The 13047-nt window shown below is 66.1% G+C and carries 10 protein-coding genes and 1 tRNA gene; 6 read left to right on the top strand and 5 right to left on the bottom strand.

Going from position 1 to position 13047, the window contains the following annotated elements; genetic code table 11:
* Nucleotides 1-5: 5 nt before the first annotated feature.
* From F816_RS0101120 to F816_RS0101105, 4 genes are all read left to right on the top strand, one after another.
* Nucleotides 6-1973, top strand: a complete 1968-nt coding sequence (locus tag F816_RS0101120) for a M48 family metallopeptidase (RefSeq protein ID WP_019593174.1) — start codon at nucleotides 6-8, stop codon at nucleotides 1971-1973.
* A gap of 58 nt (nucleotides 1974-2031) precedes the next feature.
* Nucleotides 2032-2118: transfer RNA gene (locus F816_RS0101115), tRNA-Leu, on the top strand.
* Between the two features lie 19 nt (nucleotides 2119-2137).
* Nucleotides 2138-2446: a GIY-YIG nuclease family protein gene (locus F816_RS0101110; protein ID WP_019593173.1), complete on the top strand. Its 309-nt coding sequence runs from the start codon at nucleotides 2138-2140 to the stop codon at nucleotides 2444-2446.
* A gap of 93 nt (nucleotides 2447-2539) precedes the next feature.
* On the top strand, nucleotides 2540-4795 hold the full coding sequence (locus tag F816_RS0101105) for a diguanylate cyclase domain-containing protein (protein WP_019593172.1): 2256 nt from the start codon (nucleotides 2540-2542) through the stop codon (nucleotides 4793-4795).
* Here the strand turns inward: F816_RS0101105 and mnmD are convergent.
* Together mnmD and F816_RS0101095 are read right to left on the bottom strand one after the other, a co-directional pair.
* A complete protein-coding gene (gene mnmD, locus F816_RS0101100) occupies nucleotides 4756-6600 on the bottom strand; it encodes a tRNA (5-methylaminomethyl-2-thiouridine)(34)-methyltransferase MnmD (RefSeq protein ID WP_019593171.1) in 1845 nt (614 codons plus the stop codon). The genes F816_RS0101105 and mnmD overlap by 40 nt on opposite strands.
* An 85-nt stretch (nucleotides 6601-6685) precedes the next feature.
* Nucleotides 6686-8143: a peptidoglycan DD-metalloendopeptidase family protein gene (locus F816_RS0101095; protein WP_231363373.1), complete on the bottom strand. Its 1458-nt coding sequence runs from the start codon at nucleotides 8141-8143 to the stop codon at nucleotides 6686-6688.
* On the opposite strand from F816_RS0101095, the gene F816_RS15030 reads away from it, so the two are divergent.
* Complete coding sequence (locus F816_RS15030) at nucleotides 8039-8260, top strand: hypothetical protein (RefSeq protein WP_231363378.1); 222 nt, start codon at nucleotides 8039-8041, stop codon at nucleotides 8258-8260. The two genes, F816_RS0101095 and F816_RS15030, sit on opposite strands and share 105 nt — an antisense overlap.
* 45 nt (nucleotides 8261-8305) lie before the next feature.
* Here the strand turns inward: F816_RS15030 and F816_RS0101090 are convergent, their stop codons facing one another.
* Both F816_RS0101090 and F816_RS0101085 read right to left on the bottom strand, forming a co-directional pair.
* A complete protein-coding gene (locus tag F816_RS0101090) occupies nucleotides 8306-9088 on the bottom strand; it encodes an ABC transporter permease (RefSeq protein ID WP_019593169.1) in 783 nt (260 codons plus the stop codon).
* On the bottom strand, nucleotides 9085-10062 hold the full coding sequence (locus F816_RS0101085) for an ABC transporter ATP-binding protein (RefSeq protein WP_018937562.1): 978 nt from the start codon (nucleotides 10060-10062) through the stop codon (nucleotides 9085-9087). Before F816_RS0101085 ends, F816_RS0101090 begins: the two co-directional genes overlap by 4 nt.
* Nucleotides 10063-10154: 92 nt before the next feature.
* Here F816_RS0101085 and F816_RS0101080 point away from each other — a divergent pair, with 92 nt between their 5' ends.
* Nucleotides 10155-11540, top strand: coding sequence for a M17 family metallopeptidase (locus F816_RS0101080; protein WP_019593168.1), 1386 nt, complete (start codon nucleotides 10155-10157; stop codon nucleotides 11538-11540).
* A 36-nt stretch (nucleotides 11541-11576) separates the two neighbouring features.
* Here the strand turns inward: F816_RS0101080 and F816_RS0101075 are convergent, their stop codons facing one another.
* Nucleotides 11577-13004, bottom strand: a complete 1428-nt coding sequence (locus F816_RS0101075) for a Glu/Leu/Phe/Val dehydrogenase (protein ID WP_019593167.1) — start codon at nucleotides 13002-13004, stop codon at nucleotides 11577-11579.
* Nucleotides 13005-13047: the final 43 nt, after the last annotated feature.

The raw sequence follows: 13047 nt of genomic DNA, 5'->3' as shown, positions 1-13047 counted from the left end.
GCGTCATGAATTTTTTCGAGCATCAGGACCGGGCGCAGCGCCGGACGCGCTGGCTATTGTTTCTGTTCGGCCTGGCGGTACTCGCCATCGTGTTGGTGATGAATGCCATCGTGCTGGTCGTGTTCGGTCAGGCAGAGCCTGTCGCTGCGGGCGAACCCTGGCTGACACGTGAGTTTCTTGCCAGCAATGTCGCCGTGATGGTCTGGACGACCGTGCTGACGGTTGGCTTGATTGGCCTGGGCAGTCTCTACCGCACGCTCGGTCTGCGCGATGGCGGCGGGGCGGTGGCCCGCGAACTCGGCGGGACGCGGGTGGATGGCGATACCCGTGACCCGCTGCGGCGTCGCCTGATGAACGTAGTGGAGGAGATCGCCATCGCCTCCGGCGTGCCGGTGCCCGAGGTTTACGTGCTCGAACAAGAGGCCGGTATCAACGCCTTTGCCGCGGGTTACTCGCCGGACGACGCGGCCATCGCCGTGACCCGTGGGGCCTTGGAACAACTGGACCGCGATGAGTTGCAGGGCGTGGTGGCGCACGAGTTCGGGCACGTACTCAACGGCGACATGCGCCTGAACATCCGCCTGATGGGCATGCTGTTCGGGATCCTGGTGATGGCCCTGATTGGCCAGCGTGTGCTGCTTGCCATGAGCCTGTCGCGCAATAACCGCAACGCCGGGGGCATCGTCGCCGCGGGCGTGGCGCTGATCGTGGTGGGCTATATCGGGCTGTTCTTCGGACGCTGGATCCGCGCATCCGTTTCGCGTCAGCGGGAATATCTGGCGGATGCCTCGGCGGTGCAGTTCACCCGGCAGCCGGAGGGTATTTCCGGAGCGCTCAAGAAGATCGGCGCCGCTCATACCGAGCTTGGGGCGGACACCGAGGAGGTCGGGCACATGCTGTTCGCCTCCGGGGCCGTCAGTCAGATGTTTTCGACCCATCCGCCGCTGGTCCAGCGTATCCAGGCGATCGAGCCGGGGTTCAAGCCGGAGGAACTGGAGACCATCCGCGAGCAGATGCAACAAGATGCCCAGGCGCGTCGCGTCGAAAAGGAGGCCCAGGCCGAGGCGGAGGAACGCGACCGCGGTTCGACGGAACGCCCGGGTGGCCTGCTCCTGAACCCGGAGCGGCTAATGGAAAACATCGGCGATCCGGGGCTTTCGCAGATCCTCGGGGCGGGGCTGCTGGTGGCGGCGATGCCGGGGCCGCTGGAGCGCGCGGCGCATTCCGATGCCTGGGGTGTCGATGTCTTGTTGTACCTGCTGATCAGTCATGATCCGGAAGTACGCGATCACCAGCTCCTGCGGATTGCCGGCACGCGGGGGGCGGAGAGCGAGTCCCACGTCCGCACCCTGCTGGAGGCCGAACCCGAGCTGCGTCCGGACCTGCGCATTCCGCTGCTGGAGATGAGCTTTCCGGTATTGCGCCATCGCCCACGCGAGGAGCGTCGGCAACTGGAAGGCCTCATCGACGAACTGATCCGCGCCGACGGCCGGGTGTCGGCGTTCGAATACGCGACCGGCCGTCTGTTGCGGCGCCAGTTGCGCGACTTGGAGCAGCCCGAACGTGCGCGCGCGGGCGGAGGCGGCCGGTTGGCTCGCCACGCGACCCACGCGCAGGACACGCTGGCCGTGCTCGCCCACCACGGCCATCCGGATGCCCCCGACAAGGCGCGGGAAGCCCTGCGCGCGGGCCTTCTGGCCCTGGCGATCGAGGATCCCACCGACGAGGACATTGCCGCAGCTCTGGAGCGGACTGCCGATGAGGCCGCCTGGGCCGAGGGGCTGGATAGGGCGCTGGAGGCCCTGGATGCCCTGCGCCCGGCGGACAAGCAGACCCTGATCACGGCGATGCTTGCCACGATCACGCATGGCGGCCAGACAGTGGTCGCGGAGGTGGAGCTGTTGCGGGCGATCGCGGCCTCGCTGCACGTGCCGTTACCCGTCGCGGAGCTTCCCGCCGCCGACGCGGAATAGTGCGGCCCGCTCCCGCGGGTGCGGCGATCGGGGCCGCGCGGTATGATGCGGCCGCTCCGGGGGCGTGGCGGAACTGGTAGACGCATCGGACTTAAAATCCGCTGGGCGCAAGCCCGTGCCGGTTCGATTCCGGCCGTCCCCACCAATCATTTCTAGCCGGGTGTGTGATCGTGGCCAGCCCCCAACCCTGGTACGTCTATCTCCTGGAGTGCCGCGGGGCCCGGGTCTATACCGGGGTCACACCGCGGCTGGAGGCGCGCCTGGCCGCCCATCGTGCGGGGCGTGGGGCGCGTTTCACCCGCATGTACCCGCCGGAGCAGCTCCTGGGGGCGAAGGTGTTTCCCGGCCATGGCGAGGCACTGCGCGAGGAACAACGTATCAAACGCCTGCCGCCCGCCGAGAAGCGACGTCTCGCGGCTACCTGGACGAGGCAGAACGATGGGCCCGAGGGCACGCTCGATCACGAGGCGTGAGGCGAAGGTCCGTGTTGCGTCCATGCAACGGTTCAGCCAGGCCCGGGAAAGGCGCATAGTAGGGTTCTGAGCGTCCCTGTGAAAAGGCCCGGCATGCCCCAGTCCACGGACACAATCGAAGGATCCGAAACGCGGCCAGCGGCCCAGCCGACCGACGCCCGTACCACCGAACCGCATATCAGCGGTCCGGTGGTGGCGGCACTGATTGCCGGGTTGCTGTTTGCCCTGCTGTTCGTGGCCATCGACCAGGGCTGGAAACAGCAGATGGCCGACCGCTATCAGCAAGCCGTGGTCTCGGAGGCGAGCAGCCTTCGGACCCAACTGGAAAGCGTGCTGAATAGCACGGTCCATGCGACGATCGGGCTTGCCGCCTATGCCTATGTCCACCCGGACCTGACCGAGGACGACTTCGATCGGGCAGCGAACCGTCTTTATCGCAGCCAGCCGGATCTGATTCGCTCCCTGACGCTGGCGCGCGGCGAGACCCTTGCGCTGGTCTACCCGCGCGACGGCAACGAGGGCGCAATCGGCCTTAACCTGGCGGAACATCCCGAGCAGGGTGCTTCTTATCGAGAAGTGCTGGAGAGGCGGCAAACCGTTGTCGCGGGTCCCTGGACGTTGGCACAGGGCGGGCGGGGCCTTCTGGTGCGCGCGCCAGTCCTGACTGATCCGGAAGGTTCCCCGGAACTCGTCAATCCGTGGACACTGTCGAGTATTGCGCTGGATTTCGACACGGTCCTCAGCGAAGCGGGTCTGGCACCGCGCCCTCCCGACCTGCAACTGGCACTGCGCGGCCGCGACGGGACCGGCGCCGACGGTGAGGTCTTCTACAACCCTGAACAGATCGACGTGGCCAGCGCGCCGCTCGCGCTCGACGTGACGTTTGCCGGGGGCCAGTGGCAGATGCTTGCACACCCCGTCCCCAACCCATCGGCCACGGAGCGGCCGGCCGCCTGGTGGGTGATGGGCGTGGTCGGGCTGCTTGCGGTCAGTGGCTACACCTTCCGCGTGGGGGAGGGTATCCGGCAGCGGCGGGAGGCCCTCACACGCTATCAGGGACTTGTGAATCGTCTTGCGGACGCCACTCTGGTGGTCGCCGGGCGCCGGGTCCTTTGGGCCAACCCGGCCTTTACCCGCATGACCGGCCTGTCGCCGGATCCTGGCCAGACCCTGTCGGCGCTGGGGGTGATTCAGGCCGACGATCGCCGGCGCCTTCCCCCGGAGCTCGATTTTTCCATGGCATTGGAGGATCCGCGCGGGCGCGAGATTCGCGTCCACACGGCGGACGGAGCTCAGCGGTTTCATTTGCTGCGCTGGGTGCCGATTGACTGGGAAGGGCAGCGGGCCTTCCTGTTGAGCTTTGTGGATGTACACGACAACCGAATGCTGTTCAACGCGTTGAGCGAGGCCCGTGATCTTCAGGACGCGCTGTTCGAGGCCATGCCCGGCGATGCCCTGGTGATCGACGACACCGGCCTCGTTCGCGCGGTCTTTGGCGAAGCGCGGCGTGGCCAGGCACCCCAGCACACGGCAGCCGGGCACACACTGGCGGAACTGCTGCCGGATGAGATCTCGCAGCGCTTTTCCGGCGTCGTGCGCCGCGCCTTGCGCGAAGGCGAATTGCAGGAGATTCAGTACCGCCTGCAGGCGAACGTGTTCCACGGAGGCGAGACGCGTACATCATCGGAGGAAACCCGCTGGTACGAGGCGCGGGTACGCCCAATCGACGCACCGTTCGAAGGCTCGTCGGCCGTGGTGTGGCACGCCCTGGACGTAACCGAGCGCAAGCAGCTGGAAGAGCGCATGCAGGCCCTGGCCTGGGAGGATCCGTTGACCGGAACCGCGAATCGTGCGGCGCTGGATCGGGCATTTCCGCGGCTTGCGGCGCGAGCGGATCGCAAGGAGGGACAACTGGCGCTGCTGTTCATTGACCTGGACCGTTTCAAGCCGGTGAATGATCGGTACGGCCATGCCGTAGGGGACGAACTCCTGCGCCAGCTGGCGCAACGGCTTGCGGCCAGTCTGCGTTCGGATGACCTGCTGGTGCGCCTGGGCGGGGACGAGTTCATCGTACTGAGTGCGCCGTTGAATCGACGCGAGGAGGCCGGGAGGCTGATTGAACGGTTGCAGGCGGCTTTCCGCCAGCCATTCGAGTTGCACCCGGGCCATATGGAACCGGTGGAGGAGAGCCTCTCGTGCAGTATCGGGGTCGCCTTCTACCCCCGAGATGGTCAGCGCCTGGCGGACCTGATGATGGCCGCGGACCACGCGATGTACCGCGTCAAGGCCGCCGGACGCAACGACGTGGCCTACGTGTCGGAGGCGGCGCCGGAATCGGGCACGGAGTGACGCGCCGGGGCGAACCGTGCCGCGGTATGCGCCTCGAGGGGCTCGATCAGACCCAGCAGATGATCGGCCAGCCATTCGCCGGCCAGCGGGCCGTAGAGCAGACCGCGCGAGCCATGCGCCAGGCTCAACAGCACCCGGCCACCGGGATCCAGCCGGCTGCGCCCGACCAGCGGCAGGCGATCGCGGACCACAGCGCGTTCCCCGGTCCATTGCGCGAGGATCTCGACTGCCTGAGCATCCTGTAGCCCTGGCACCCAGGCCAGATGCCGCAGATTGGTCTGATCATCCTCGGCCTGAGGGGACCGTTCATTTTCGGCCCCTGGGGCCTCCGTGCGGCGATAGGTCGCGCCGATCCAGGCGGTGCCGTCGTCTCCCGGGATGCAGTAGCCCTGACCGGTTGCGACATAGCCACCCCAATCGGGGAAGGCCGCACGGACCCGGGTCATCTGACCGGTTACCGTGGAGATACCCGCTTGTTCCGGGCACAAGGTGGTGCCATCGCCGGCGGCCGTCGCCACTACGACCGCGTCGAAGTCTTCAGACCCGGTATCGCTCTCAACCTGCACGGTACCGGCGTTGGACGACGGCTTCAGCGCCTGTACGGATTCCATGCGCAGGGGCGGCAGGCCGTGGGCCACGGCCTGGCAAAGGGCCCGCATGTCGATCGCCAGACCGTCTGGGTAGTAGATGTGAGGGTCCGTGGTGCAACCGGGCCCGCCAGGGTCGAACAGAAGGGCCGCATGTTCGGGACCCGCTTTCAGCAGACGTTCCACGCGCTTGCGTCCGTGGGCGCTGATGCCATGGAAGGACACGCCCGTTGCCAGCCGGATGCCGTATGCGCCGGTCGGGTCGAGCTGGTCGGCAAGGAAACCGGTACGGCGCATCCCCGCGAGTGCCAGGGTATTCAGCTCCCCGTCCCGGGGGTGCAGGTTCGGTAGCAGGACGGCGGCTGGGTTGCCGGAGGCACCACCGCCGGCACCGTTCGGGTCGAAGACCCTGACCTCCACGCCTCGCGCCTGAAGGGCATGGGCGGCGCTGAGCCCGGCAATGCCGGCCCCCACGATGGCGACACGTTGCGGTACCGCGCAGGGTGCTGACTTCGTGGGCGACTGGGGCTCCCGAAGGGTCCCCACGAGACGCTCCCGTTTCGGGCCATGCCCCGGCACCCGGCCCACCTTGAACCCCGTGCTCTCCAGGTCGCGTCGAACCTGACCGGCTGCGGTGTAGGTGCCGAATGTAGTACCCGGCGCGGAAAGCCGCGCCACTTGCCGGAACACCCCGGTGTTCCACAGAGCGGGATTGCTGCGCGGCGCGAACCCGTCAAAGAACCAGGCGTCCACGGTGCCGCGGATCTGCGCAAGAAGTGGAGCGGCGTCACCCAGGCCCAGGGTCAACGCGGCCCCGGCCTCGGGGAACTGGATTCGGTGGAGTCCGGGAACCGGTGGTGGATATTGAGCCCGTAGTTGGCGGGCGTCGGCATTGTCGAGGCCCAGACGTTGGTGCAGGGCCGCAAGGTCGGCGGGTGCGAGCGGGTGGGCCTCGAGGCTCAACAGGGACAGGAAGGCGCCGGGGGGCGCGTGGCGTCGCCACTCCTGCAGCGCCAGCAAGAGGTTGAGCCCGCTCCCGAAGCCGGTCTCGGCAAGCACGAAGCGCTGACACTGGCGGAAGCGCCGGGCGAGGTCGTTGGCCTCAATGAAGACCTCGCGTACCTCGGCATGCGGATCGCGGGAGCCGAAGTAGCCGTCTCCGTAGTCGGCGGCGAAAGGCTGTCCGTCACGCCATTCGAGGCGTGCCCAGTCGAGCAAGGGGGGGGAGAGCAAGGGTGTCGCCAAGGACCGGACCGTAACAGCCCGCCCGGCGCGATTGCGCGAGACGGGCCGTAATGGGAGGTTAGCGGGCCAATTGTTCGAACGGGGTGAACGCCACCTGCTGGTTGCGCTGTCCGTTATCCAGCTGGGCCAGCAGGGTTTGGCTGATGGACTTGAAGCGGTCGAGCTCTTCGCCTTCCAGGGCGTCGCTTTCCGGCAGTTCCACGCGCATCGGGTTCTGGGGTCGGCTGTTCACGTGGATCTCGTAGTGAAGATGCGGCCCGGTACTGCGACCGGTATTGCCGGACAATGCGATGCGGTCGCCCCGCTCGACGGTCTGCCCCGGGCGTACCAGCTGGCGGTCCAGATGCAGGTAGCGGGTGGAGTAGCCTTGACCGTGCTCGATCACGATGAAGCGACCGGCATACGGGTGGTTTTCGACGCGGGTTACGCGACCGTCGGCGGGTGCCTGGATCGGAGTCCCGATTGGCATGGCGAAGTCCGTCCCCTGGTGCGGGGCCACGCGCCCGGTCACCGGGTGACGACGGTTCGGGTTGAAGCTGGAGCTGATGCGATAGTTGCCGGAGAACGGGCGGCGATCGAATGGGGGCAGCAGGCTTTCGCCATCCGGGGTGTAGAAGCGCCCGTTGACGTTGCGCGCCGCTCGGATCTCGATGCGCTCGCCTTCGTAGTCGAATGCCAGCAGACGCAGGTTGAGCGGGGTGTCGTCGCCTACCAGGGTCTCCTGCTCGACCAGCAGGGTGAACTGATCGCCGGTACGGGCGTGGGTGCGCACCGGCAGGTAGCGGTCCAGCAGTACGGCCAGGGCGTTGGCCGCACGCGCGGAGATATCCGCCCGTTCGGTCAAGGCGCTGGCGATGTTGCCGTCGATTTCGGCCGTAATGATCAGGTGGCTGACTTCGCGGCCGTTCTCGACTTCGCCGAGTTCGAACTCCCAGCCATCGGCCTCGCGGACCCACTCATGCCCGCGGGCCCGGTCGGTCCACAGGCGCAGGCGAGTCAGGTAGCCCTCATCGTCGACCTGCCATTCGATCTCCTGACCGGGGCGCACACGGTTCAGGATCGAGGCGTTGTCGTCGTCTTCCAGAAGGCGGTAGAGGGTCGCCAGGGGGAGTTCCCATTCGCGTTCCCAGAGACCCGTCAGGCGCTCGCCTTTCTGCAGGGTGTGGGTGTACCAATCGGTGTCCGTGGCTTCGGCGTCCACGTCAGAGTCAGCGACGGCATCGGAATCGCCGTCGAGATCGAAGGTCTCGTAGGAGGTCGGGGCCTCGGCGTCCGGGTCGATTGCGGCGTCGTCGTAATCCGCGGCGGGCTCGCCCGGCAGGTCGGAGGCAAAAGCCACAGTCTGGGCGCCACCCTCGAATGCGGCACTATGCGCCGTCCGTATCGACGCGCCGCCAGCCGGATGGTCCGTATGCGCGAGCGCGAGCTGGGATGCGGGGAGCGGGTTGCCGGCGCCGATTTGCAGCGGTTGGGACGTCTCGGAGGGCTGGGAGGCAAGAAGCAGGCTGGTGCCCACCAGAATGGTGAGTCCGGCGGTGCCCGCCAGAAAGAAATGCAAAGTCTTTCTGTTGTTACCCATATGGCTGTTGCCCTGCAGAGTTTCCGCTTTATACCACGTTTTTTCGGGCAATAAACAGCGTCGGAAGGCGGTCTCCCGGAGTTTCGCGGCTTGCGTGTCTCAGGATCGAATCCCTACGCCCCGATTGAGCAGGACCAACGCAACCCCGTACATGACTGCAATGAAGCCGGCAATGATGGCAAAGGACATGGCGATCGGGAAGTCACTATGGCCCAGGCTGCCGTAACGGAAGGCGTCGACCATGTAGAGGATCGGGTTCAGCATGGACACGCCCTGCCAGAACTCCGGCAACAGGCTGATTGAGTAGAACACGCCGCCCAGATAGGTCAGCGGCGTCAGGATGAAGGTTGGGACGATGGCGATGTCGTCGAAGGTGCGCGCGAAGACACCGTTGATCAGCCCGGCGAGGGCAAACAGGATGGACGTCATCAGCACGATGATCAGCATCACGCCGGGGTTGTGGATACTGAGCGGGCTGAAGAACAGCGAGACCAGCAGGACGGCCACGCCGACCGCCAGGCCCCGCGCCACGCCGCCAAAGACGAACCCGAGGATGATCACGCTGTTGGGGATGGGCGAGACCAGCAGTTCCTCGATGTGGCGCTGGAACTTGGAGCCGAAGAACGAGGACACCACATTGGAATAGCTGTTGGTGATCACCGCCAGCATGATCAGCCCCGGGACGATGAAGTCCATGTAACGGTAGCCTTCCATGTCACCGATGCGCTCGCCGATCAGCCCCCCGAAGATGATGAAGTACAGCGCCGTGGTAATGACCGGGGGCAGGACCGTCTGCACCCAGATCCGGGCAAAGCGCAGCACTTCCTTGCTGACGATGGTCCGGAAGGCGGTCCAGTAATCGCGCAGATGGGAGTCGCTCATGCCTGATTCTCCGGCTGCTCGGTGGTCCCGCTGGCGCCGGGGGTCAGATGGCTGGGGTCCTGGCCGGGGCGGGTCATGCGGATGAAGAGTTCCTCCAGCCGATTGGCCTTGTTGCGCATGCTCTGTACCCGAATGCCGGCCTGATCCAGCACCCGGAACAGGTCGTTCAGGTGCTGACCGCTGCGGATATCCGCCTCCAGCGTCATCTCGTCCACCTGGCGCAGGGCAATCGGGGAATCCAGCGGGATGCCGGGTGGCGGCTCGCTTAGATCCAGCACCATGGTCTCGGTCTCGAGCTTGGCCAGCAGCTGCTTCATCGTGGTGTTCTCGATGATCGCACCGTCATCGATGATCGCGATGTTGCGGCACAACGTCTCCGCCTCTTCCAGGTAGTGCGTGGTCAGGATGATGCTGCGCCCGTCGGTGTTGATACGGGTAAGAAAGTCCCACATCGAACGCCGCAGCTCGATATCGACCCCGGCGGTCGGTTCGTCGAGAATTAGCAGGCGCGGTTCGTGGACCAGGGCGCGGGCGATCATCAGGCGGCGTTTCATGCCGCCGGAGAGCGTGCGCGCCATGTCCTTGCGCTTTTCCCAGAGCCCCAGCTCCTTCAGGTAGTGCTCGCAGCGCTTCCAGGCCTCGCGCCGGGGGATGCCGTAGTACCCGGCCTGATTGACCACGATCTCGCCAATTGGCTCGAAATTGTTGAAGTTGAACTCCTGCGGGACCAGCCCGATGGAGCGCTTCACTGCCTGCAGGTCGGTATCCACGTCATGGCCGAAGACCTTGACCGTGCCGGCGGTCTTGTTGATCAGCGAGGTAATGATCCCGATGGTCGTCGACTTGCCGGCCCCGTTGGGGCCCAGCAGGGCGAAGAAGCTGCCCGGGGCCACCTCGAGGTCGATGCCCTTGAGGGCCTCGAATCCGTTCTTGTAGGTCTTCTTAAGCCCGCGAATCTCCAGCGCTGGCGTCATCGTCACATCCTGTAAGGCTAGGGGGATACGACCCCGGAGGGTCGACAAGGCAGGTATTATGAAGGCTTTGAATCATTTTCGAGGAAAGCCGCGTGGATTCTGTTTTTGTTGCGTCGTCCGACACCGCCGTTCCCCTGATCCCGGTCAGCCGCGAGTCGCTGCCGGTCCGCCTGGAGAGTGCGCCGGAGAGCTGGCGCAAATGGGTGGAAGCCTCTGGGTTCGAGGCGGAGCCGGGCGCAACCCTGCGCATCCCGGATACCGAGGGTGAGCTGGCGGCGGTGCTGGCCGGTTTTGATGCGGAAACTCCGATCTGGATGGTGGCCGCAGCGGCCGAGACCCTGGGAACGGGGGATTACCGTCTGGAAACCGATTTCCTGAACCCCGAGATCCAGAACCTGGCGGCCATAGGCTGGGGCCTGGGCCGTTATCGTTTCGAGCGTTACCGCGAGGTCCAGGATCGCTCGCCGCGGCTGGTGTGGCCGGAAGACGCGGATCAGGCGCGGGTGCTCGCGTTTGTGGAGTCCATCGGGCTGACCCGCGACCTGATCAACACCCCGGCCGCCGACATGATGCCGGCCAATCTGGCGTTGAAGGCTCGGGAGCTGGCCGAGGAATTCGGCAGCAGCCTGCATCTGGTCAGCGACAGCGACAAGCTGGAGCAGGATTTCCCCTGTATCCACGCCGTGGGGGCTGCCAGCGACCACGGGGCCCGGGTGATCGAACTGACCTGGGGGGCGCCCGACGCGCCGTCGTTGGTGCTGGTGGGCAAGGGCGTGTGCTTCGATTCCGGTGGTCTGAACCTGAAGCCCGGCAATTCCATGCGCCAGATGAAGAAGGACATGGGCGGAGCGGCGATCGTGCTGGGGCTGGCGCGTCTGATCATGGCGCAAGCGCTCCCTGTGCGGCTGACGGTGCTGATCGGGGCCGTGGAGAATGCCATCGGCGCCGGGGCCTTCCGCCCGGGCGATGTGCTGACCGCACGCAACGGCAAGCGGATCGAGATCGACAACACGGACGCCGAGGGGCGCCTCGTGCTGGCGGATCTGCTGGATCGAGCGGGGTCGTTCCATCCGGACCTGCTGGTGGACTTTGCGACGCTCACCGGGGCGGCGCGCGTGGCCGTGGGGACCGAGATCAGCGCCTGTTTCACCCAGGACGAGGGCTGGGCGCGAGCACTGGTCGAGCCGGCGCGCGAATGGGACGATCCGGTCTGCCAGCTCCCCCTGCACACGCCTTATCGGTACATGCTGGACAGTGACGTGGCGGACATCGTGAACAGCACCCCCGGGGGGCACGGCGGTGCGATTACGGCCGGTCTGTTTCTCAAGGAATTTGTCCCGGAGAACACGACCTGGATGCATTTCGACATCATGGCCTTCAACAACCGCGCGCGCCCCGGGCGGCCCAAGGGCGGCGAGGCGATGGGTCTGCGGGCCCTGTTTGCGGCGCTCGAATCGCGCTACCGGAAGCCGGGATAGGCTGGATACCCCCGTCCCGGACGCGGCGCGGCGGCATCAGATCAGTTTCAGGTCGCTGCGTGCACGAATGATCTTGCGCAGCGCGATCAGATAGGCGGCGGTGCGGTAGTCGAGCACCTCGCCATTGCTTTCCATCTCGCGGACCTCGTGCATCTCGCGGAAGGCCTCGCGCATGGCGTCGTCCAGGCCGGAGCGGACCAGGTCGATCTCATCGGCCCCGCGCACCACGGCATCGCGAATCCATTCGGGGACGCTCTCGTTGGTCATCATCTCGATGGCACTAACGATGTGCTGGCCCTGGGCCTGGTCGTAGCGGCGCTCCAGGCGCCCGAAGCGCATGTGCGACAGATTCCGCACCCACTCGAAGTAGGAGACGATGACGCCGCCGGCGTTGACGTACACATCCGGAAGGATCGTGACCCCGCGATCACGCAGGGCCTGGTCGGCCTCCCAGGTGCAGGGACCGTTGGCCGCCTCGGCGATTAGGCGCGCCTGGATTTGGTCGACGTTGTCCCGATGGATCGCGCCTTCCAGGGCGGCCGGAATCAGGATGTCGCACTCGCGTTCCATGATGCGGTTGCCATCGCGCACGAACTCGACCCCTGCGAAGCCCTCCATGGTGCCGCTGCGGCGAACGTAGTCGTGCAGGGCCTCGATATCGATCCCGTCCTCGGAATACACCCCGCCATCGCTCTTGATGACACCGACAATCTTCGCGTGATCGTCCTCCTGCAGGAAGCGCGCGGCGTAATAGCCCACGTTGCCGAAGCCCTGGATGATGATGCGCTGGTCGCCCAGACCGCCCTCGAACCCGGCCTCGCGGGCCGCCGAGCCTTCGCGGAAGAAGGACTGCAACGCGTACTGGACACCGCGACCGGTGGCCTCCAGGCGCCCGCGTATGCCGCCCAGCTCGACCGGCTTGCCGGTCACCGATGCGGCATGGTCGAGATCCTCCGGGTGGCGATCGCGATAGGTCTCCATGATCCAGGCCATCTCGCGCTGGGACGTCCCCACATCCGGTGCCGGGACATTCTGGGCCGGGCTGATGTAGTCGCGTTGAATCAGTTCGTGGGCGAACCGCCGGGTAATGCGCTCCATCTCCCATTCGTTGTACTTCTGCGGATCGATGCGCAGACCGCCCTTGGACCCTCCGAAGGGGATATCCACGATGGCGCATTTGTAGGTCATCAGGGCCGCCAGGGCCTCGGCGTGGTCCTGGTCCATGGTCGGGGAGAACCGCAGGCCGCCCTTGGCCGGCAGGCGGTGGGCGGAATGCACCGCGCGCCAGCCCTTGAACACCTCGATGCGGTCGCGAAAGCGGATCGGAAAGCTCACCTGAATGACCGAGTCGCAGGTCTTGACGGCCTCCCGGGCCCCCTCGGGAAGATCGAGGTAGCCCATGGCCCGGTCGACCATGTGTGAGACACTATCGCGAAAGGTTTCAGGCACTTCGCTTTCCGACATGATGGCAATCCTTTCTGATTTTTGGGCGCCGCCTGCGCGGCAT

It is taken from the genome of Thioalkalivibrio sp. ALM2T (assembly GCF_000381505.1).
Lineage (GTDB): Bacteria > Pseudomonadota > Gammaproteobacteria > Ectothiorhodospirales > Ectothiorhodospiraceae > Thioalkalivibrio > Thioalkalivibrio versutus.
This window is presented reverse-complemented; position numbering and strand designations above follow the sequence as displayed.

What these genes read in the sequence shown, in the direction of transcription:
- F816_RS0101120 (WP_019593174.1), top strand. Translation starts at nt 6, where the DNA reads ATGAATTTTTTCGAGCATCAGGACCGGGCGCAGCGCCGGACGCGCTGG.
- F816_RS0101105 (WP_019593172.1), top strand. Translation starts at nt 2,540, where the DNA reads ATGCCCCAGTCCACGGACACAATCGAAGGATCCGAAACGCGGCCAGCG.
- F816_RS15030 (WP_231363378.1), top strand. Translation starts at nt 8,039, where the DNA reads ATGCGCGAGCGCGAGCTGGGATGCGGGGAGCGGGTTGCCGGCGCCGAT.
- F816_RS0101090 (WP_019593169.1), bottom strand. Translation starts at nt 9,088, where the DNA reads ATGAGCGACTCCCATCTGCGCGATTACTGGACCGCCTTCCGGACCATC.
- F816_RS0101085 (WP_018937562.1), bottom strand. Translation starts at nt 10,062, where the DNA reads ATGACGCCAGCGCTGGAGATTCGCGGGCTTAAGAAGACCTACAAGAAC.
- F816_RS0101075 (WP_019593167.1), bottom strand. Translation starts at nt 13,004, where the DNA reads ATGTCGGAAAGCGAAGTGCCTGAAACCTTTCGCGATAGTGTCTCACAC.